This window comes from Ornithinimicrobium faecis (assembly GCF_023923225.1).
GTDB classification, from domain to species: domain Bacteria; phylum Actinomycetota; class Actinomycetes; order Actinomycetales; family Dermatophilaceae; genus Ornithinicoccus; species Ornithinicoccus faecis.
This window is the reverse complement of sequence record NZ_CP099489.1, coordinates 1,996,990-2,018,021: the sequence shown is the minus strand read 5'-3', so window position 1 is coordinate 2,018,021 and position 21,032 is coordinate 1,996,990. Positions and strand designations below refer to the sequence as shown.

Genomic DNA, 21,032 nt, shown 5'->3' with positions numbered 1-21,032 from the left:
ATGAGCCTAACGCCACCGGACGCCGGTCCGATCCAGGATGCGTGGCTCGTGATCCCGCTCTTCAACGAGGCCACCGTGATCACTGACGTGATCGCTGGCGCTCGGGAGACCTTCCCGAACATCGTCTGTGTCGACGACAACTCCGCGGACGGCTCGGGGCAGGCGGCGCGCGATGCTGGCGCGGTCGTGGTGACCCATCCGTTCAACCTGGGTCAGGGTGCCGCCCTGCAGACCGGGATCGACTATGTGCTGCGCGCCACCAACGCGACCTATGTCGTGACCTTCGACGCCGACGGTCAGCACCGGGTCGAGGATGCCGTCGCCATGATCGAGCGCGCGCGGGAGGAGGATGTGGCCATCGTCTTCGGCTCCCGGTTCCTCGACGGGCGCACCAAACCCGGCTTCCTGCGCCGGATCGTCCTCAAGGGCGCGGTCTGGATCACCAACATGCAGACGGGGCTGCGCCTGTCCGACGCCCACAACGGGCTCCGGGTCATTCGCCGGGACGCCGCGGCGGGCCTGCACCTGGAGCAGAACCGGATGGCCCACGCCACCGAGATCGTGCTGCAGCTCTCGCGCACCAAGCTGTCGTGGACGGAGCACCCGGTGCTGATCGTCTACACCGACTATTCCCGCTCCAAGGGGCAGTCGTTGATGAACTCCATCAACATCCTGATCGACACGATCGTCAAGTGAGGGCGCAGCCATGCTGGACCAACCACTGATCAAGGTCATCCTGCTGGTCGGGATTGTCGGCGTCACGGTGCTGCTCACCCGCTCCACCGCCGGTGCCCGCCACCAGGCCGTGCGGCGGCTGCTGCTCGTCGGCTTCGTCCTGCTGGCGGCCATGGCCATCCTGTTCCCACCGACGCTGACCACGGTCGCCGGCTGGGTCGGTGTCGGTCGAGGCGCGGACCTGCTGCTCTATGGCCTGACCATCACCTTCCTCGGTTATGTCGCCGCGAGCTATCGCCGGATGCGCCACCTCGAGCAGCAGAACACCGTGCTGGCCCGGCACCTCGCGCTCAGCGACGCGCTGCGCGATGCCCCCGGCCGCGCCGACGGGGCCGGTCGCGAGCAGGGCTGACCACCGACCGCTAGGGTTTGGCTCACCCCGAGCGAGAGGCCGTGATGAGCACCGACGACCCGATCCAGTCCTTCTGGGAGGACGCCCGAGTCCGCGCCAAGGTGAACCGGGTGCCCGGTTATCTGGGCGTCAACGCCCGCGAGTCGCTGGCTCCCCCGGCCTGGTCCTTTGGCGCGGGCCCGGACGACGCCGACGAGCTGCTGTCCCTGGTGCTCGAGGGCACCAAGACCGCCACCTCGTCGGCCCAACGCGACTATGCCGACAGCGAGGAGCGCGAGCCGGAGGAGGGCGACCTGTCGATCATCACCGACGGTCAGGGACACCCGCGGGCCCTGATCCAGACCACGGCCGTGCGCACCGTGCCGTTCGGTGAGGTCGATGCCGCGCACGCCGCAGCAGAGGGTGAGGGCGACCTGAGCGTGGAGCACTGGCGCGACGTGCACCGCCGCTTCTTCGAGCGCTCCGCCGACGGTGCCCCGGTGACCGACGACCTGCCGGTGATCCTCGAGGAGTTCACGGTCTTGTACGCCGCAGACACCGGCACCGACTGACCCACACCCAACCCCTACCCCGACCGAGCGCGTGAGCGCCTGATTTTCACCCCCACCGAGCGCGTGAGCGCCTGAGTGCGCCGTCGCGCGGGCGATCTCTTGACCGACCGCCGACGTCTCCGAGAGCAAGCTGCCCACTAGCCGCCATGCCTGCGTTGTCGCGGCGTCGGCGGCTCGTCGGGTGTGCGCAACCTGCGCGCCCGAGGCTGGCCCCACCCCCAGTCCTCGTTGCAGGAAGGCACACCCTCATGCGCACCACACAGCTCGTCGCCACCACCGCCGCCGGTGCACTCGCCCTGACCCTCGGCATACTGCCCAGCACGGCTGGCCCCGCTGTGCAGCCGACCTCGATCGCTCTGCCGGCCGCCTATGTGCAGCCGGAGCCGGTCACCCTCGCAGCTGAGCCGGTCGGGTCGTTCTCGGCACTCGACGCCAACCAGGGCGTGGCCGTTGACCGGACCCACGTCTATGCGATCAACAACCGCAGCATCACCAAGATCGACCGCCGCACCGGTGAGCGCGTCCTGCAGTTCGTGGGTGAGCCGGAAGGCCCGATCCAGCACCTCGACAGCGGTGTCGTGGTGCACGGCAAGATCTATGCCGCGCACTCCAACTATCCGGAGTGGCCGATGGAGAGCTCCATCGAGGTCTTCGACGCCCGCACGCTGGAGCACGTGGACAGCCACCCGATCGGCATCGACCGCGGCTCGCTGACCTGGCTCGACCACCACGACGGCTCGTGGTGGGCTGGCTTCGCCAACTATGACAACGAGCACGAGGGCCGCATCTATGGCGAGAACCCGAACACCCAGATCGTGCGCATGGACGCGGACTTCCAGGTCGAGGCGGGGTATGTCGTGCCGCGGCCGATCCTGGACCGCTTTGCTCCGATGTCCAACAGTGGGGGCTCCTGGGGACCGGACGGCAACCTCTATCTCACCGGGCACGACCTGGCCGAGGCCTATGTGATGCAACTGCCACGGGCCGGCGCGGAGCTGGAGTGGCTGGCCACGGTCGAGCTGCCCGGGGTCGAGGGCCAGGGCATCGCCTGGGACCGCGGCACCCGTGGCAAGGGACGCGAGGCACACCTGTTCGGGATCGACCGCCCGACCAGGGAGGTCAAGGAGTTCGATCTGCCACTGCAGGGCGAGGTGCCCGATCCGGTGCCCGCTCCGTGGACAGTGCGCTCCGGCGAGCAGATCCCCGGCTGACCGGGGCCAACACCTCGACGAGGTCCGCTGAGCGGGTGCGCCTCCGCATACGTGGTCGTAGTTTGGAAGGCACCTGCCGCGTTGCGGTGGGTGACCAAGGAGGTGCCAGATGGGTGAGAGCTCGATCAAGGACGAGGAGATGTATGAGTCTCTCCGCGAGGAGGGCAACTCCAAGGAGAAGGCGGCGCGCATCAGCAACGCGGCAGCCGCCGAGGGCCGTGACGAGGTCGGCAGCCGCGGTGGAGAGGCCGAGGACTATGAGGACCGCACGGTCGAGGAGTTGAAGGAGCGGGCCAAGGAGCTTGGCCTGGAGGGTTACAGCGACCTCACCAAGGACGAACTGATCGATGCCCTGAGGTCGCATTGACCGACCCGCCGGACGACCGGCAGCAGCACGACTCCCCAGAGCCGGAACGACCCCAGGCGAAGGGGCGGCACGAGACCGACCAGGAACGATACGACCGCAACTGGGTCGAGTTGCTCCAGGAGATCCGGGTGACGCAGATGGGCACCCAGATCATGACCGGGTTCCTGCTGGCTGCGGCCTTTCAGGACCGGATGGCGGATCTGACGACCTTCCAGCGCACCGTCTATCTCGTGCTGGTCGTCCTGGGAGTCACGACCACAGCCCTGGGCCTGGCCCCGGTCAGCCTGCATCGCACGCTGTTCCGGCGCAGGATGAAACGCGAGACCGTGGAGTTGGGCCACCAGATCCTGCGCGTCGTGATCGCCGGTGTCGTGTTGATGCTCGCCGGCACGGCCGTGCTCATCTTCGACATCGTCCTCGGCACGGTGCCGGCGATCATCGTGGGAGCGGTTGTGCTGCTAGGTGCCACCGTCTTCGTCATCCTGGCCCACCTGCTGGTCCACGCCGGAGACTGACCCGCCCAGGGCCCCGCCCCCGGCGGTCTGCGCGCCGATCGTTGGGGCCGCTGGCGACCACAACGTCAGGGCAGGTCCAACTCCACGAGGGTGAGCAGCACCAGGGCACTGGTCCACCCCAGCGGTGCCGGCCCTCCGGGCTCCCCGTCGGGGCCGACCTTCTCCGGCAGGGAGCCCCACGGCGCCCGGTGCGCGTCCAACCAGTCCAACCAGTGTTGCGCCAGCTCGGTCTGGCCGTCGGCCGCGGCGGTGTAGGCCACCAGCGCGACCTCCGGGGTCCAGGAGACACCATCCTGCTTCCAGTCGACGCCCGGAGCCAGGCCCCCACCCGGACGGGCAGCACCGTCCTGATAGCCCTGCCACGCCTCGCGCACCCCGGTCAGTGGCTCGGGGTCGAAGGGCGGCATGAGCATCGCTGCCGAGGCGTCCAGTCCCCCACCGCGCGAGGTGCGCTCAAAGTTTGGGCCGAAGTGCTCACCCACCCGCTGCCGCAGCGTCGTCGCCGCCTCGGCGACCGTCTCGGCACGCTGCTGATCACCCGTCACACGCAGATCTGCCGCAGCCGACCGCAGCCCGAGCACCACCGGCGCGTTGGCACCGAGCAGCCGCTCAAACGTGGCGCGCTCCCAGTAGTCCGGGCTGGGCGCCGCGAGCTGGGTGCCGCCTCCCGTGGCACGCAGGAGCTGGTCCGTGCACCGGTCGCGCAGGTCGTCGACTGTGTCCGACAGCACGGTGGCCTCCCGGGTCTGCCCGATCGCCCACAGCACCCACCCGCAGCCGTCGACCTGGGCACCGCGCGGGTCGACGACGACGCGCTCGCCGTCCAGCAGATAGCGGGCATCGAACCCATAGAGCGGATCAAGATAGAGACCGGAGAGCTGGTCCAGCAGCTGCGCCGCCTCCTGCGCGTGCCCGGTCCGAGCCAGGGCCACCGCCACGAACGCGCCGTCGCGCGGCCAGAAGTAGTCCCACTTCGGGGCAGGGCCAGCAGCGGGCAGGGCGCCAGAGTCGAGCCCCTGGGTGAGCAGCCGCAGGTCCCAGAGGGCAACGCGGGCCATCTCCTCGTGCGCCGTTCCCGCGCCGGGCACCGTGCCCTCACCGACCCACTCGGCCACCGCCACAGGCATCGTGTCGCCACCGTGAAAGTCCTCACCCAGCAGCGGCCCCTGGGCCTCGGTCGGGTCGGCGACAGCCTGGGTCTCACCGGACGGCCAGACAGCCGGGGCGACCACGAGGGCAAACGTCGCCAGCGCGACCGGCACGAGAGCGCGCGTGGTCCGGCGCGGGCTGCCCAGCAACCGACGTCCACCGCGCACCAGCCAGGTCGCGACCAGCGCACCCACCGCGCCGGTCACCAGGGCGATCCAGGAGTGGGCAACGTCCCGTGCTGCGGCCGCCTGCCCCACCGCGGGCACGAGGAACTGCCAGGCCTCGACCGCGACCGGCAGGACCGCAGCCACCGCGAGCCACCGGGGGCGGTGCCACAGGAGGGCGCCGGCGACGAGCAGCGGGATCATCAGCAGCAGCCGCGGGTCGGCCTGGTGCCACAGCCACGGCCACAACAGCTGGCCCAGGTCGGGGTCCACGCTGCGGGAGAGGCCAGCGACCGGGCCACCGCGCGGGGGCAGGACGGTGAGCACCACAAAGATGCCGAGCGCCACCGCGGCAACCCAGCCTGCGATCGTGGGGCGGGCGGACATCGCGGTCAACGTTAGGGGCCGACGGCGCCAGGAGCACCGGCCGTTATCGGATCGTCATCACCGCTTGCCGGATCGTGATTTTTCCACCCGCCGCGGCGGAGAGCTCAGCGCCCGAGCGCAGCCCGCACGTGCGGGACGACCTGACTCATCCCACGCTCCAGCATCACGATCGTGTAGTGGTTGACATCCTCAACCTCGGACACCGCCAGCTGCGGGTGCGCGGCGATCCAGTGCTCCCGTGCCCACTGCGGATAGAGCGGCGGGACCTCGTCCATCAGCCCCCGCGGCGCGAGCAGCCACGAGGCGGGATGGCGCAGGTTGGCCAGCGCGGTGAGGAGCGAGTCGCCCTCGACGAGCTCAGCGATGTCCTCATCCAGTGCCTCGACGCGCGTCGCCGGCTGGAACGCCCCGTCACCGGTCGGGACCAGGTCATAGTCGGCATAGGCGCTGGTCAGCTCGGTCCACTCGCGGAAGGCGGGGTGTTCTCGCCACATCTGCCGGTATGCCGAGTGGTCGGCAAAGGTCATCCGCAGCCGGTCTGCAGCGGGGCCCAGGATCGCCTGGGACAGGTCCTGCGGCGCGACCCCCTCGGGCGGGAGCAGCGGCATGCCACCATCCACCAGCACCAGGGAGCTCACCTTGTCCTCGTGGCGATCGGCGAGGACGACGGCGACAAACGCCCCCATCGAGTGCCCGACCGTCACGGCCTGGGTGACGCCGAAGTGGTCCAGGACCGCGGCGACGTCGTCCGCGTGGCTGCGCATCCCATAGGGCCCGGGCAGGTCACGGGACTGCCCGCGGCCCCGCAGGTCGGGCGCGATGACCCGTGCCCCGGGAAGAGCCTGCGCGAGCAGCGGCCAGGCGACGTGGGAGGCGGTGATGCCGTGGACGGCCAGGACCGTGGGCGCGTGCGGGTCCTCTCGCTCGGGCTCCCACACCCCGACGTGCAGGAGTCCACCTCGCACCGGCACCTCGTGCGAGCGATAGCGGTCGCCAACCACCGCGGCCAGCGAGGGCAGCATCTGTGTGGTCACTGCGCCGTCCACCCGCCGTCCATCGCATAGGAGGCACCCGTGACCATGCCCGCCGCGTCGCTGGCCAGGAAACTGGCCAGGGCGCCGACATCCTCGGGGTCGATGAGCGACTTGATCGCCGAGCGGGTCAGCATGATCTTCTCGATGACCTCCTCCTCGGGGATCCCGTGAGTCGCCGCCTGATCGGCAATCTGCTTCTCCACCAACGGGGTCCGGACATAGCCGGGGTTGATGCAGTTGGACGTCACCCCGTGGGCGGCGCCCTCGAGCGCGGTCACCTTGGACAGCCCCTCCAGACCGTGTTTGGCCGCGACATAGGCGACCTTGAAGGCCGACGCCCGCAGCCCGTGGGCCGAGGACACGTTGATGATGCGCCCCCACCCCCGCTCATACATGTGCGGCAGAGCAGCCCGGGTCAGCAGGAAGGGCGCCTCGAGCATGAGCCGCTGGATCAACCGGAAGTCCTCGGGCGAGAACTCCTCGATCGGCGCAACCCGTTGCACCCCAGCGTTATTGACCAGCACATCGCACTCCAGGTGCAGGTCCTCCAGCGCCGTGGTGTCGGACAGGTCGGCCACCCAGCTCTCTCCGCCGATCTGCGCGGCGAGTCGGTCGGCCGCGGCCTCGTCCCGGTCTGCCACGACGACATGCAGCCCGTCCTTGGCCAGCTGCACGGCGATCGCGGCGCCGATGCCGCTGGCACCCCCGGTGACCACTGCGGTGCGGGTCATCGCACTCTCCCTTCGTCGTTCCCCGGATCTGTCCCTGCCGTGGTGGTCGGCGCCAGCGCGCCACGGATCACGTCCATCAGCCCCTCATAGACCGCCTCGGGGATCGCGTCAGCGTCCTCCCACAGCACCCACCGCATCCCGATCAGCTCACCGGCCCCCATCAGGGCCCAGGCCGCCACGACCGGGTCGACATCGCGGATCTCTCCGCGCGAGCGCGCCGACTCCAGGCCGGAGGCATAGCCGTCGACGATGTTGTCGTAGTGCCGACGCATCACCTCCGGCGAGACGAACTCGGCCTGGCGGATGATCCGATAGAGCGCCGGGTGTTGGGCGGTGAAGGCGAAGAAGGCTCGGAACCCCGCCCGCTCGGCCTCGAGGCGGTCATCGACCCCGGTCGAGGCCTCGCTCATCGCGTGCCGGACCCGCTGCGAGAGGTCGAGGACGACCGTGTCAAAGATCTCCTTCTTGCCCTCGAAGTGGGTGTAGAAGGTGCCGAGAGCAACCCCGGCCTCCTCGGTGATCTTCACGATCGAGGCCTCGTGATAGCCGACCGTGGCGAAGACCTCCTCGGCAGCGGTCAGCAACTTGGCCCGGGTGCGTGCACCGCGGGGCGTGCGCGCGGTTCGGTCCACCGGTGGCGCGCCTCCCCCGGCGGTCATGACAGACCTCCGGGACGCACGTATGCCGTGGTGGCACCGGCGTCCTCGGCCGCCAGGGCGGCCTCCAGGGCCGCCTCGCGAGCGACCTTGCCCAGGGACCCGTAGTGCAGCTCCCGCACGAAGTGCACCGCGGTCGGCACCTTGAACGCTGCCAGCCGCTCGCGGCAGTGCTCGATCAGGTCGGCGGCGTCGGTCACGACTCCGGGGCGGCGCACGACGAGAGCGACGCCGCGCTCCCCCCACCGCGTGTCCGGGACACCGACGACGACCACGTCCTCGACGGCCGGGTGCATCCGCAGGGCGGCCTCGACCTCGGCGGGGGCGACATTCTCACCGCCGGAGATATAGATGTTGCGCAGTCGGTCCACGACCCGCAGATATCCGGCGTCGTCGCGCGTCGCCACGTCACCGGTGGCCAGCCAGCCGTCCCGCCAGATCGCGCGGGTGGCCGGCTCATCACGGAAATAGCCGGCGAACATCCCCGGGCCACGCACGAGCAACTCGCCCGTGCCGGGGCCGCTCAGGTGCGCACCGGTGGCCGGGTCGGCCAACGCCACCTCGACGTGCGGATAGGGCACGCCAGCCCAGCCGACGCGGTCCATCGCGTGGCGCGGCGGCACACACAGCACGTTGGGGCCGGCCTCGGTCAGCCCATAGCCCTGGGTCAGCGCGACCCCGTGCTGGTGAAAGATCCGCAGCAGCGGAGCCGGCATGGGGGCCCCACCGACGACAGCGCTGCGCAACGCGGTCAGGTCCGTGCGGTCAAAGGTGGGGTGCTCGGACAGCCGCGCATAGTGCGTCGGCACCCCCATCATCGTGGTCACCTTGTGCTCGGCGATCAGGCAGAGCGCGCGCCCGGGATCAAAGGACCGCTCCAGCACGACGGTGGCACCGGTCCACCAGGCCAGCAGCGGCTGGATGTTCCACCCCCCGACGTGGAACTGCGGCAGCACGCTGAGCACCACGTCGGTCTCGTCCAGCTCGAGGGTGCGCGACAGGGACAGATTGGTCCAGAAGCAGGACGCGTGGGTGAGCACGGCGGCCTTGGGTCGCGCGGAGCTCCCCGACGTGAAGACCATCAGCAGCGGGTCCTCGTCCTGGACGGGGCCGGCCTGGTCCAACCGTGCCCCCGGCCGACCGGCGGCTGCGAGGGGCAGCTGCCCCTCGGCATACGCGGTGTTGTCGTGGTTGCTGTGCCACGGGGCGGACACCGGGGCCTCCACCCCGACCTGCCCGACGTATGCCGTGGGCACGGGGGCGGCGACCCGGGCGAGGGCGCCACGGGCCAGGGTCTCGGTCTCCTCCTCAACGAGCAGGACCGCGGGGTCGGCCTGGGTGAGCTGGTCGGTCAGCTCAGGAGCAGTCAGCCGCCAGGACAGCGGCACCAGGACCAGACCCGCTCTGGCACAGGAGAAGAAGGCGATCACGTGCTCGGCGCTGTTGCCGACCAGGGTGGCCACGCGGTCCCCCCGGCGATAGCCGGCCCGACGCCACGCCTCGGCGAGCGCACGGGAGCGCTCGTCCAGGTCGCGATAGGTCAGCTCCACCCCGCGGTCGACGATGGCCACCCGGTCCGGGTGCAGTCGCGCACGGTCGGTCGGCCAGCGGCCCAGGGTGTGCGGTCCGGGCGCGCCATGGTGGGGTCCACCGTGGCTGGTCACGTCGTTGTTCATGGTTGTTGACCATCCTCCTGCACCAGCTCGCCGGGCGTGCGCGTGCCCTCGTCGAGCTCGGCCCTCGCGCGCCGCGAGAACAGGGCACGCACCCGCAGCCCCAGGGCGGCCAGACCGCCCGGGAGGAACATAACCACGAGGATGAAGATGGTGCCCAGGATGAACATCGGCTCGGACAGCGGGATCGCCAGCACCGCAGGCAGATCGTCGATGGCCGAGGACTGGGCGAGCACGGCCAGGCGCTGGCTGAGGATCACATAGACGAAGGCACCGGCGACGGCACCCCAGCGGGATCCGACACCGCCGAGCACGACCATCAGCAGCAGCGAGATGGTGAACTCTGCGCTCATGGTGTGCGGCACAGCACCGGAGTTGAGCAGCAGGTGCACCATGCCCATGCCGGCGGCGATGACCGAGGCGGACACGAAGATCGCCAGCTTGACCAGGAACGGCCGCATGCCGAGGACCTGCACGCGCAGCTCGTTCTCGCGGACCGCCTCGGCCACGTGGCCGGCGCGGCTGCGCTGCACCCAGGTCACGATGACGAAGGCCAGCACGAGCGCGGCCAGGGCCACCCAATAGAGGTTGCGCGTGTCGGCCACGCCCACCAGCCAGTCGGGCACATAGTCGGTGGGCAGGCGCATGCCCTCCTCACCACCGGTGAGCCCGCCCGGGTTCTTGCGCACCAGGACGAACCCGGCCTGCGCGAAGGCCAGCGTGACCATCGCAAACGGGATGCCGGTGACCTGCAGGGACACGGCGCCCAGGATCGTGGACATGACCAGCCCGGCGACGATGACGACGAGCGCTGCCGGCACCAGGCCCAGCTCGAGCTTCTCCATCACGATGCCCAGGCCGTAGGCACCGAGGCCAAAGTAGAGCGCGTGGCCGAAGGAGAGCAGCCCGGCCACACCGAAGAGCAGGTGATAGGACAGCGCGACGCCGGCCATCACCATGGCCAGGGCCAGCATGTGCAGCGTGCCCGGGGTGTAGGTCGCGCCCGGGAGCACGCCCGGGATCGAGATGTTGAGCAGCGGCAGGCAGGCCAGCAGCACCACCAGGCCGACCGGCACGATCAGGGCGAGCAGTCGGGAGCGCGTGCCCTGGGAGCCCGGGCCATCCTGCGGCGCCCTGGCGGCCTTGCGCATCGCGGCCACCTTGCCCTGGACCTTCTCGTCCGCCTTCTGCGTGTTCATGGCAGTCATGCCTTCCTCCCCATCAGGCCGGAGGGTCGGGTGAGCAGCACGAGGGCCAGCAGGACGACCACGGCGAAGTCCCCGGTGCCCCACAGATAGAAGTTGGCGAACTGCTGCAGCAGCGCCACGAGCACGGAGGCGACAGCGGCACCGATCAGGGAGCCGAGACCGCCGATCACCGTGACGATGAAGGCAAAGATAAGCAGCGTCTGTCCGAGCATCGGTGAGACATAGCCGAAGTGGTGCGAGGCCAGCACCCCGCCGATGCCGGCGGCGGCACCACCGATGGTGAAGACCAGGGTGAACGCGTTGCGCACGTCGATGCCCAGGGCCGTCACCATGGAGCGGTTCTCCACGCCGGCGCGGATGATCATGCCGTAGCGCGTGTGCTTCAGGAACAGCACGATGGCTGCCAGCACGGCCGCGGCCGCGATGATCGCCACGAACACGATGTTGGGGATGTTGGCGCCGCCGATCGTGCTGGTCTCATCGAGCCAGGCGGGGCCGCGGGGGAAGCGTGGGTCGGTGCCCCAGATGCCGTCAAACAGTGCGACGGCGGCCAGTCCCAGACCGACGGTGACCAGCACCTGCTCGATGTGCCGGTTGTAGAGCTTTTGGACCAGGACCCTCTCGGTCAGGGCCGCGAAGACGGCGCCCGCGAGGGCACCGACGAGCAGGGACACGGCAAACCCGGTCCAGCTCGAGGCGCCCAGTCGTTGGGCCACCTCGAGGCCGAGGAACGCTCCGAGGGACAGGAACACGCCGTGGGCAAAGTTGAGCACGCCCATCAGGCCATAGATCAGGGACAGGCCGCTGGCGACCAGGAAGTAGATCGCGCCGAGGCCGGCGCCGGTGACCGCCAGGAGGATGACCTCACTCATATCGATCCCTCCGCTCCGGTGCTCACGCCCAGCAGTCGCTGGGTCAGGTCGGGGTCGCCCAGGAACTCGGCGGCCGGTCCGTGGTGGACGCTGCGGCCGCCGGTAAGGACGACGGCGTGGTGGGCGAGGTCGCGCACCACCTGCAGGTTCTGCTCGACGAGCAGGACGGGGACCACCTCGGCGGCGCGGGCCAGGACGCGCCCGACCTCCTGCACCAGGCGGGGGGCCAGGCCCTTGGTCGGCTCGTCGACGAGCAGCACCCGGTTGTCGTTGAGCAGCGCGCGGGCCAGCGAGACCATCTGCTGCTGGCCACCGGACAGGGTGCCGGCTGCCTGACCGGCGCGCTGCTTGAGCTCGGGGAAGAGGTCATAGACCAGCTCGTAGCGGTGGTCGTGTCCCTTGCGCTCGGCGATCCTCAGGTTCTCGCTGACGCTGAGGGCGGAGAAGACCTCGCGGTCCTCGGGCACATAGCCGACACCGAGTTGGGCGACCTTGTGGGTGGGCAGGGTGGAGATGTCCTGTCCGGCCAGGTCGATCGTGCCGGAGCGGCCGATCAGACCCATGATCGCCTTGATCGTCGAGGTCTTGCCCACGCCGTTGCGCCCCAGGAGGGCGGTGACGCCGGTGGCGGCCACCTCCAGGTCGACGTGTTCGACGACCTGCTGGCCGGCGACGTGGGCGGTCAGGCCGCGCACGGACAGGATGTGGTCGCCCGAGCCGGCCACCGCCTCAGGGGCGGTGGTCTCGGGGACGGAAGCGGGCGTCATACGGGTTCTCCCAGGTAGGCGCTCTGCACGGTGGGGTCGGCCATGACGGCGTCGGGGCTGTCGATCGCCAGCAGGTTGCCGAAGTGCAGCACGGCGACCCGCTCGACAAGGCCCAGCAGGACCTCCATGTGGTGCTCGACCATCAGCACGGTGCAGCCGTGATCGGTGTGCAGGCTGCGGATGACCTCGGTGAGCCCGGCGACGTCACCGGAGGCGACTCCGGCCATCGGCTCATCGAGCAGGACGACCGAGGGGTCGGTGGCGAGCAGCATGGCGATCTCGAGCTTGCGCTTGTCGCCGTGCGGCAGGTCGCCGGCCCGGAATCCCATCCGGTCGCCCAGGCCGACCTCACCGAGCAGGTCGCGTGCCCTGCTGGTGGCCCGGTCGCCCCGGCGGGGGAAGGTGAACAGTGACAGGGCTCGGCCCTCGGACACCTGGGCGGCCAGCCGGACGTTCTCCTCGACCGACAGCGCCGGAAAGACCGAGGACGTCTGGAAGGTCCGGCCGAGGCCGGCGACAGCGCGCTGGGTGACCGACCGGTTGGTGACGTCCCGGCCATCCAGGACCACGCGCCCGGTCGTCGGGGTCATCACGCCGGAGATCAGGTTGAACAGCGTCGTCTTGCCGGCACCGTTGGGCCCGATCACGCCGACGATCTCACCGGTCGGCACGGTGAAGGAGATGTCCTCCAGGATCTGCGCGCCGCCGATCTTCAGCGAGAGGTCCGAGACCTCCAGCGCGGGAGCGACCGTGGCCGCCCCCGCGCCGGAGCCTGACTGGGTGTTGGTCACTTGCCGGACGCCTCCGGCGGTGCCACGTCCTCGGCCGGGACGGTGTCAATGAGCTCGGGCACCCAGGAGTCACCATCGGCGACCAGGCTCGCGGTGTACATCTCCTGCAGCAGCGCGTGGTCACTCTCGCGGATCGTGGTGGTGCCCTTCGGGCCCTCGAACTCCCAGCCCTCGAGCGCGTCGATCATCGCGTTGACGTCACCGTCGCCCTCGGTCAGGGCCTGGACGATCATCTGACCGGCGACGAAGCCGTCGGGGGTGAACAGGTCGGGGGTGCTCCCCGCCTCCTCGACGGCCTCGACCATCGCGGTGTTGACCTCGTTGTCCGGGGCGCCCGGGAAGTAGTGGTTCAGGAAGCTGATGTTCTCAGCGACCGGACCGTAGGCGTCGAAGGTGACCGAGTCACCGAGACCGGTGACGACGGGGGCCACGTCGAAGACGTCCTGCTGCTCCAGCGCCTGCCACATGTTCGCGGAGGTCGCGCCGGCCCAGGCAACGAAGATCATGTCCGGCTCGGCGTCCTTGAGCTGCGCGGCAAACGGCGTGAACTCGGTGGCGTCCTCGGGCACCATCACGCTGCTGACCTCGGCCCCGTTGGCCCCGAGCACTGCGTCGACCGCGGCGAGGTTGCCCTGGCCGAAGGCGTTGTCCTGGGCATAGACGACGACCTTGTTGGCGTCGCCCTCCAGGAAGGAGCCGGCTGCCGCGACGTCCTGCAGGCTCTGCCGGCCGGAGCGGAAGGTGTAGTCGTTGACGCCGGTGATGGCGTCGACAGCTGCGGGGCCAGAAATGTAGAGGATCTCGTTCTGCTCGGCCTGGTCGGCCATCGCGACCGCGATGCCGGAGACGATGGTGCCACCGAGGATCTTGTAGTCCTGACCGATCAGGTCCTTGGCCGCGGCGACCGCCGTGTCCTGGTTGCCCGCGTCGTCGCGATAGGTGATCTCAATCGCGCGGCCGTCGATCTCGCCGGTGCCGTCCGTGGCGTAGTCGATGCCAGCCTCCAGGCCAGCCTTGTACTGCTCACCGTAGGCGGCCAGCGGGCCGGTCTCGGAATAGATGATGCCGACCGGGTAGGGGTCACCGCCGCCGGCGTCCTCGCTGTCGCCATCGCCGCCAGCGTTCTCGGCGGTGGTGCCACCGTCGTCGTTGGAGCCGCCGTTGTCGGCGTCAGAGTCATCGTCAGAGGCCGACGGGGCACAGGCAGCCAGTGCCAGGACCGCGGCCAGGGACAAGGCCATAAGGGACGAGCGTGCCATCGAGCACTCCTTTGTGTGATCAGCAACCTGAAAGGTGATTCAGGTTTCGACACGAAGGTAACGGGCAGGCCCGTCCAAGTCAACGCAGACACGGGTCACAATGTGGTCACGGCGGCATCACCCCAGGTCAACCCCCCCGCCCTCCCCTCCCTCGGCCGAGCGCGCCGTGTTGCGAAAAATCCACCCACCGAGCGCATGAGCGCCCGAGCGCGCGGACGCTCGGGTCCACGTGGATGGATCCTTCACGCAGCCATCGGCGTGTCGCGTGAATCATCCATGCAGTTGACGGAGCGCGGTCGCCATCAGGTCAGGGTGTGGCGCCGAGGGGCCCGGGGCTCCGGCGCTACGGGACTGCAGGGAGGAGTGGGAGCACCTCGTCGAACAGGGCGCGGTCCGCGGCGCCGATCAGGCCACCCTCGGGGATGGTGCGCGCGTCATAGGCGTCGCCGGCAAACGTGCCGAGGAAGCCGCCCGCCTCCGACAGCAGGAGCGACCCGGGAGCGTGGTCCCAGGGCTGGCGGCCCCGATAGATGAGGTAGTCGGCGGCACCCTGCACGAGCATGGGATAGTCCACGGCGCAGCAGACCCAGGTCAGCTCCATCGCGGGGAACTCCCCCAGACTCGTGCCGATCCACCGGCGGTGGGAGGTCACCCCACGCGGCGCCTGCGGGTCAGTGACTGGCGGGCGCGTCAGACGCTCGCCGTTGCGAAAGGCACCGGCTCCCCGCTCGGCAACATAGGCCACCTCGTGCTGCGGCTGCCAGATCCAGGAGCGCACCACGTCCGTCCCCTGGAGCTCGGCGACCATCACCCCGTGGTCCTTGGAGCCATTGACGAAGTTCTTGGTGCCGTCGATCGGATCGACGGTGAAGGCGTGCGGCGCTGCGGCGTAGTCGTCCAGGACTCCCCGGTTGACCTCGTAGTGTTCCTCCCCCAGCACGACCGCCTCGGGATAGGCGTCCTGCAGCCGGCGGGTGATGAGCACCTCGGCCTCGCGGTCGGCAACCGTGACGAGATCGCCCGGGTTCTTCTCGATGACCTGGTGCTCGGCAAGGGCGCGGAAGCGAGGGTTGATGACCTCCTCGGCCACTTCCTGCAGCAGGCTCAGAATCACGTCGGTGTCCACACTCTCAACCTAGCCGTCGCGGCGCCGCGACATGGACCAGGGTGTCGAGGGGCGCTGGACGCGGCAGGTCAGTCAGCGAGGGCCGTGCGGTGCAGTGCGGCCAGACCCGGATAGTGCGCGATCCCCTCACGCAGCCCGTCCCGCTCCTCGGCGGTCAGCTCGCGGCGCACCTTGGCTGGCACGCCCGCCACCAGGGAACCGGGCGGGACCTGCGTGCCCTCCAGCACCACCGCGCCCGCCGCGACCAGACAGCCAGCACCGATCACAGCCCCGTTGAGGATCACCGAGCCCATGCCGACGATGGTTCCCTCACCGACGGTGCACCCGTGCAGGACCGCCGCGTGGCCGATCGAGACGTGGTCACCGATCGCTGCCGGGAACCCCACGTCAGCGTGGATGACCGCGTTGTCCTGCAGGTTAGAGCCGCTGCCGATCGTGATGTCCTCCGCGTCGCCACGGGCGGACGCGCCATACCAGAGGCTGGTGTCCGCCCCGATTGTGACGCGTCCAGAGACCACGCTGTTCGGCGCGAGCCAGGCCTCCGGGTGCACGTCGGGCACGCGGTCTCCCAGGGGCAGGACCAGTCCGGTGTTGTTTGTCATCACACTGCTCTCATGATTCTGGCGGCGGAAATAGATGCACGAAACAGCGCCGCGCTGGCGAGGTCCCGCGGGGGCCCTATCCTGCCAGGCTGCGCCGACTGACGGCATACTGAATCTCCATGACCGCCCAGCCGGCACGTGCCGCAGAACCCAATCTCTTCGGACTCGCGGCCCACCTCACTGAGCGACTCGGCGGGTCGGCCGTCAGCCGCCGGCCGCTGGACCTGCACGCGATGGCGCACGACGCCTCGCACTATCTGCTCACGCCCGAGTTGCTGGTCCGCCCGACCTCGACCGAGCAGGTGGCGGAGGTGCTGGCGGCGTGTGACACGGCCGGGGCTCCGGTGACCTTCCGCTCGGGCGGCACGAGCCTGTCCGGGCAGGCCGTCACTGACGCTGTGCTGGTCGACACCCGGCGCCACTTCGGTGGGGTCGAGGTGCTGGATGGTGGTGCCCGGGTGCGGGTGCAGCCAGGGGTGACCGTGCGGGCGGTGAACGCCCGGCTCGCACCCCACAAGCGCAAGCTCGGTCCCGACCCGGCCAGCGAGGGTGCCTGCACGATCGGCGGGGTCGTGGCCAACAACTCCAGCGGCATGCACTGCGGCACGGAGTTCAACACCTATGCCACCCTCGAGTCGATGGTGCTGGTGCTGCCGACCGGCACCACGATCGACTCGGCCGCCCCGGATGCCGAGGCCGAGCTGGCGGCCCGCGAGCCCGCGCTGGTCGCCGGGTTGCTGCGGCTGCGCCAGCGGGTGCTGGACAACCCCGAGTCGGTCGCCACAATCCGTCGGCTGTTCGCGATGAAGAACACCATGGGCTACGGCATCAACGCCCTGGTCGACTTCGACTTCCCGCTCGACATGCTCGTGCACCTGATGATCGGCAGCGAGGGCACCCTGGGGTTCGTCGCCTCGGCCACCTTCCGAACGCTGCCGGTCCACCCCGACATCAGCACCGGCCTGCTCGTCTTCGACTCGGTCGCCGCGGCGACCGGGTCGATCCCGGCCCTGGTTGCGGCTGGGACCGGGACCGCAGAACTGCTCGACGCCGCGTCGCTGCGGGTGTCCCAGCAGGACCCCGCCTGCCCTGCACAGATCGCCGCGCTCTCGGTGGTCGACCACGCGGCCGTCCTGGTCGAGTGGCAGGGCAGCACCGGGGAGGAGCTCGAGACCGCGGTCGCGTCGGCCACACCGACGTTGGAGGACCTGCCGCTCTCCACCGCGCTCGAGCTCACCTCGGATGCCTCGGCCCGCGCCGGGCTGTGGCGGGTGCGCAAGGGCCTGTTCTCGGCGGTTGCCGGAGCCCGCCCCGCCGGCACCAACGCGCTCCTCGAGGACGTCGTCGTGGGGGTGGACGTCCTCGGCCAGACCTGCATCGCGCTGACCGAGCTGTTCGCAGCTCACTCCTACGAGGAGTCGGTGATCTTCGGCCACGCCCGCGACGGGAACCTGCACTTCATGCTCAACGAGCGGTTCGACGACCCGGCCTCGCTGCGCCGCTATGAGGCCTTCACCGACGACATGGTCGACCTGGTCCTCGGCAACGGCGGCTCCCTGAAGGCCGAGCACGGGACGGGGCGGATCATGGCCCCGTTCGTGCGCCGTCAGTATGGCGACGAACTTTACGACGTCATGTGGGAACTCAAGCGCCTCGTCGACCCCCGCGGCCTGCTCAACCCCGGCGCGGTCCTCTCCGACGACCCCACGTCCTATCTGCGCGACCTCAAGCCCAACCCGCGCGTCGAGGAGGAGGTCGACCGCTGCGTGGAGTGCGGCTACTGCGAGCCGGTCTGCCCCTCCAAGGACCTCACCCTCACGCCACGGCAGCGCATCGTGGTGCGCCGTGACATCCAGACTGCCCGTGCCGCAGGCGATCTCGCGCTGGCCGAGTCCCTGGAGCGCGACTACGACTACGACGGCACGATGACCTGCGCGGTCGACGGCATGTGCCAGACGGCGTGCCCGGTGCTCATCGACACCGGTGACCTGACCCGTCGGCTGCGGCGGGAGTCGCAGTCACGCGTCGCGGACCGGGCCTGGGCCCTGGCCGCCCGCTCCTGGGGCGCGATCGCACCCCTCGGCGGCGTCGCGCTCACCGTCGCTAAACTCCTCCCCTCCGGTCTGCCCGTCGGTGCCACCCGGGCGGTTCGGGCCGTGGCCAGCCACGACCAGGTGCCGGCGTATGACGCTCAGTTGCCTCGCGGAGGCACGTCCCGTCCGGCGTTTGATCCCCAGGCACCGGCTGCGGTGCTGTTCAGCGCCTGTATCGGCGAGATGTTCGGTCCAGAGCCCGGAGCCGCCGAGCACGCCCACGGCTCGGGCGCGACCGGTGCGCTGGTCGATCTGTGCGTGCAGGCGGGCGTGCCGCTGCGCACTCCAGAGGGCCTCGGTGGGCTCTGTTGTGGCACACCGTGGAAGTCCAAGGGTCTGACCTCGGGCTATGAGGTGATGGCCGATCGGGTCGTGCCCGCGCTGCGCGAGGCGACCGACGGCGGGCGCCTGCCAATCGTCGTCGAGGCCTCCTCCTGCACGGAGGGCCTGGTGACCATGGTGGAGGCACGAGCACCCGAACTGCGGGTCATGGACGCCATCGAGTTCGTGCACGACACGGTGCTCCCCCGGCTCTCTGTCACCCGGTCCGCTCAGTCCGTGGTGGTCCACCCGACGTGTTCCACCGAGCGCGCCGGCACCAGCGCCGCGTTGATCGAGCTGGCCCGTGCGGTCTCCGACGATGTCGTGGTCCCGGTGGCCTGGGGTTGCTGTGCCTTCGCCGGGGACCGCGGGCTGCTGCACCCCGAGCTCACCGCCTCGGCAACCGCCGCCGAGGCGGCCGAGGCCGCCCAGGCGGCTGCCGACCGCCCCGGTGACACGGCATACGTCTCGTGCAACCGCACCTGCGAGATCGGCATGACCAGGGCCACCGGCCAGCCCTATCGCCACGTCCTCGAGCTGCTCGCCGACGCCACCCGCTGAGTGCCCCGTAGGCTGCCACCATGGGCATCCACACCGCCGGTGAGCGGGCCGTCCTCGAGGGGCTCGTCGACGTGCAGCGCCGGGAAATCGCAGGGCTGCTGGACGGCCTCACCGAGGAGCAGGCACGACGGCGACTCGTGCCGTCCCTGACGACCCTGCTGGGTCTGGTGACCCATGCGACCTTCGTGGAGAAGGTCTGGTTCCACCACCGGGTGCAGGGTCTCTCACGCCTCGAGGTCGGCATCCCCGAGACGGTCGAGGAGAGCTTCGTGCTCACCGACGAGCACACCGTGACCTCCGTGCTCGAGGCCCACGCCGCAGCCTGTGAGCGGTCACGCGTCATTGCCGCCGAGCACGATCTCGACGAGCAGTTCCCGTGGCACCACGGCTCGGTGAGCCTGCGCTTCCTCTATGGCCATCTGATCGCTGAGCTGGCGCGGCACGCCGGGCACGGCGACATCCTGCGCGAGCAGATCCTCGCCGAGGGATAGCGCAGCCGCAGCGGGCTGATGGGTCACCTCAGCGAGGCCCGGGACCACGCCCTATGGGGTCGTTCGAGGTCGGGTCGTTCCAGGTCGGGTTGGCCAGCTCGGGGTCCGGGTTGGTCGAGCCGCCCACCTGCAGGTGATCACCCTCGCTCGCCACGGCCCCCGTGAGGCGGTTGATGCCGTTCATGCCGTGATAGAGGATCAGCGCCGCAGCGGTCCCGAGCGCGATGCCTTCGAAGGCCAGGTCGCCAAAGGTGATCGTGTAGTTGGCGATGCCCACGACCAGCGCAACGGCACCGGTGGTCAGGTTGATCGGGTTGCTGAAGTCGACGCGGTGCTCGACCCAGATGCGGAAGCCCAGGACTCCGATCATGCCGTAGAGCACGGTCGCCGCACCGCCGAGGACACCGACCGGCACGGTCTGGATGGCTGCTCCGAACTTGGGCAGGAAGGCGAGGACGACCGCGGTAAGTCCAGCGACCCAATAGGCGGCGGTGGAGTAGACCTTGGTTGCCGCCATGACACCGATGTTCTCGGCATAGGTCGTCGTGCCTGACCCACCGCCGGCACCGGCCAGCGTGGTGGCCAGGCCGTCGGACATCAGGGTCCGCCCGATCATCGGGTCGAGTGCCTCGGAGGAGCTGTCCGTCATCTGCGCCACCGACTTCACGTGACCGATGTTCTCGGCCACCAGCACCAGCACCACGGGCAGGAAGAGTCCAGCGACGTTCCAGTGGAAGTCGGGGAGCATGAACTCGGGAGCACCGATCCAGCCCGCCTGCGAGATCGCGGTCGTGTCGACCTCCCCCCGGATGAGCGCAACCACATAGCCGGCGGCCACACCGAGCAGGATCGACAGCCGCCCGAGGAGCCCGCGGAACAGCACGGTGCAGAGCACGATGGCCAGCAGGGTGGCGAAGGCCGTGGTCGGGGCCTCCTTGACGTTGTTCCACGCGGACGGGGCCAGGTTGAGACCGATCAGCGCGACGATCGCACCGGTCACCATGGGCGGCATGAGCCGGCTGATCCACGCGTGCCCGATTGCCTGCACGATCAGTCCGATGAGGAAGAGCGTGACGCCGGCCATGACGACGCCACCGAGGGCGCCCGCCGGCCCGTGCTGCCCCTGCGCTGCGGCGATCGGGGCCAGGAAGGCAAAGGAGGAGCCGAGATAGGACGGCACCCGGTTGGCGGTGATGAGCAGGAACAGGATCGTGCCGACACCACTGAACAGCAGCGTCGTGCTGGGCGGGAACCCGGTGATCAGCGGCACCAGGAAGGTCGCGCCGAACATGGCGACCACGTGCTGCATGCCGATGCCGATGGTGGGTGCCCACGCCAAGCGTTCGCCGGGGCCGACCACCTGACCTGGCTCGATCCGATAACCGTCGCCGTGCACGCTCCACAGACTCACGTGGG

Annotated in this window: 21 protein-coding genes; 8 read left to right on the top strand and 13 right to left on the bottom strand. The window is 69.9% G+C overall.

Annotated features, from left to right (window positions below):
- The 6 genes from NF556_RS09295 (at position 1) to NF556_RS09270 (ending at position 3,731) form a co-directional block, all read left to right on the top strand.
- On the top strand, positions 1-696 hold the full coding sequence (locus NF556_RS09295) for a glycosyltransferase family 2 protein (protein ID WP_252595356.1): 696 nt from the start codon (positions 1-3) through the stop codon (positions 694-696).
- A gap of 10 nt (positions 697-706) precedes the next feature.
- Entirely contained in the window at positions 707-1,087 is a 381-nt protein-coding gene (locus NF556_RS09290) for a DUF2304 domain-containing protein (RefSeq protein ID WP_252595355.1), read from the top strand.
- 44 nt (positions 1,088-1,131) lie between these two features.
- Positions 1,132-1,638: an ASCH domain-containing protein gene (locus NF556_RS09285; RefSeq protein ID WP_252595354.1), complete on the top strand. Its 507-nt coding sequence runs from the start codon at positions 1,132-1,134 to the stop codon at positions 1,636-1,638.
- 248 nt (positions 1,639-1,886) lie between these two features.
- Positions 1,887-2,849, top strand: coding sequence for a hypothetical protein (locus NF556_RS09280; protein ID WP_252595353.1), 963 nt, complete (start codon positions 1,887-1,889; stop codon positions 2,847-2,849).
- Between the two features lie 109 nt (positions 2,850-2,958).
- Complete coding sequence (locus NF556_RS09275) at positions 2,959-3,216, top strand: DUF7218 family protein (protein ID WP_252595352.1); 258 nt, start codon at positions 2,959-2,961, stop codon at positions 3,214-3,216.
- A complete protein-coding gene (locus NF556_RS09270; protein ID WP_252595351.1) occupies positions 3,213-3,731 on the top strand; it encodes a DUF6328 family protein in 519 nt (172 codons plus the stop codon). Before NF556_RS09275 ends, NF556_RS09270 begins: the two co-directional genes overlap by 4 nt.
- 65 nt (positions 3,732-3,796) lie before the next feature.
- Here the strand turns inward: NF556_RS09270 and NF556_RS09265 are convergent, their stop codons facing one another.
- The 12 genes from NF556_RS09265 to NF556_RS09210 form a co-directional block, all read right to left on the bottom strand.
- On the bottom strand, positions 3,797-5,431 hold the full coding sequence (locus NF556_RS09265; RefSeq protein ID WP_252595350.1) for a glycoside hydrolase family 15 protein: 1,635 nt from the start codon (positions 5,429-5,431) through the stop codon (positions 3,797-3,799).
- A 104-nt stretch (positions 5,432-5,535) separates the two neighbouring features.
- Positions 5,536-6,465, bottom strand: a complete 930-nt coding sequence (locus NF556_RS09260; protein ID WP_252595349.1) for an alpha/beta fold hydrolase — start codon at positions 6,463-6,465, stop codon at positions 5,536-5,538.
- Positions 6,462-7,196, bottom strand: a complete 735-nt coding sequence (locus NF556_RS09255) for a 3-hydroxybutyrate dehydrogenase (protein WP_252595348.1) — start codon at positions 7,194-7,196, stop codon at positions 6,462-6,464. The genes NF556_RS09260 and NF556_RS09255 overlap by 4 nt, the downstream gene beginning before the upstream one ends.
- Entirely contained in the window at positions 7,193-7,855 is a 663-nt protein-coding gene (locus tag NF556_RS09250) for a TetR/AcrR family transcriptional regulator (RefSeq protein ID WP_256829624.1), read from the bottom strand. The genes NF556_RS09255 and NF556_RS09250 overlap by 4 nt, the downstream gene beginning before the upstream one ends.
- Positions 7,852-9,528: a class I adenylate-forming enzyme family protein gene (locus NF556_RS09245; protein ID WP_252595346.1), complete on the bottom strand. Its 1,677-nt coding sequence runs from the start codon at positions 9,526-9,528 to the stop codon at positions 7,852-7,854. The genes NF556_RS09250 and NF556_RS09245 overlap by 4 nt, the downstream gene beginning before the upstream one ends.
- Complete coding sequence (locus NF556_RS09240) at positions 9,525-10,733, bottom strand: branched-chain amino acid ABC transporter permease (protein ID WP_252595345.1); 1,209 nt, start codon at positions 10,731-10,733, stop codon at positions 9,525-9,527. The genes NF556_RS09245 and NF556_RS09240 overlap by 4 nt, the downstream gene beginning before the upstream one ends.
- Positions 10,730-11,605, bottom strand: coding sequence for a branched-chain amino acid ABC transporter permease (locus NF556_RS09235; RefSeq protein WP_252595344.1), 876 nt, complete (start codon positions 11,603-11,605; stop codon positions 10,730-10,732). Before NF556_RS09235 ends, NF556_RS09240 begins: the two co-directional genes overlap by 4 nt.
- Positions 11,602-12,372 carry an ABC transporter ATP-binding protein gene (locus NF556_RS09230; protein ID WP_252595343.1) on the bottom strand — a complete coding sequence of 257 codons (771 nt, stop codon included), beginning with the start codon at positions 12,370-12,372 and terminating at the stop codon, positions 11,602-11,604. Before NF556_RS09230 ends, NF556_RS09235 begins: the two co-directional genes overlap by 4 nt.
- Positions 12,369-13,163, bottom strand: coding sequence for an ABC transporter ATP-binding protein (locus NF556_RS09225; RefSeq protein ID WP_425607069.1), 795 nt, complete (start codon positions 13,161-13,163; stop codon positions 12,369-12,371). The genes NF556_RS09230 and NF556_RS09225 overlap by 4 nt, the downstream gene beginning before the upstream one ends.
- Positions 13,160-14,422: a substrate-binding domain-containing protein gene (locus tag NF556_RS09220; RefSeq protein ID WP_252595342.1), complete on the bottom strand. Its 1,263-nt coding sequence runs from the start codon at positions 14,420-14,422 to the stop codon at positions 13,160-13,162. Before NF556_RS09220 ends, NF556_RS09225 begins: the two co-directional genes overlap by 4 nt.
- Positions 14,423-14,765: 343 nt before the next feature.
- The gene (locus NF556_RS09215) at positions 14,766-15,548 is read right to left on the bottom strand and encodes an inositol monophosphatase family protein (protein ID WP_252595341.1); all 783 of its coding nucleotides are present in this window, start codon (positions 15,546-15,548) and stop codon (positions 14,766-14,768) included.
- A gap of 68 nt (positions 15,549-15,616) precedes the next feature.
- The gene (locus tag NF556_RS09210) at positions 15,617-16,150 is read right to left on the bottom strand and encodes a gamma carbonic anhydrase family protein (RefSeq protein WP_252595340.1); all 534 of its coding nucleotides are present in this window, start codon (positions 16,148-16,150) and stop codon (positions 15,617-15,619) included.
- A 119-nt stretch (positions 16,151-16,269) separates the two neighbouring features.
- Between NF556_RS09210 and NF556_RS09205 the strand changes: the two genes are divergently transcribed.
- Positions 16,270-19,125, top strand: coding sequence for an FAD-binding and (Fe-S)-binding domain-containing protein (locus NF556_RS09205; RefSeq protein ID WP_252595339.1), 2,856 nt, complete (start codon positions 16,270-16,272; stop codon positions 19,123-19,125).
- 20 nt (positions 19,126-19,145) lie between these two features.
- A complete protein-coding gene (locus tag NF556_RS09200) occupies positions 19,146-19,616 on the top strand; it encodes a DinB family protein (RefSeq protein ID WP_252595338.1) in 471 nt (156 codons plus the stop codon).
- A 28-nt stretch (positions 19,617-19,644) separates the two neighbouring features.
- On the opposite strand, the gene NF556_RS09195 is transcribed toward NF556_RS09200, so the two are convergent.
- Complete coding sequence (locus tag NF556_RS09195) at positions 19,645-21,021, bottom strand: uracil-xanthine permease family protein (protein WP_252595760.1); 1,377 nt, start codon at positions 21,019-21,021, stop codon at positions 19,645-19,647.
- Positions 21,022-21,032 lie beyond the last annotated feature (11 nt).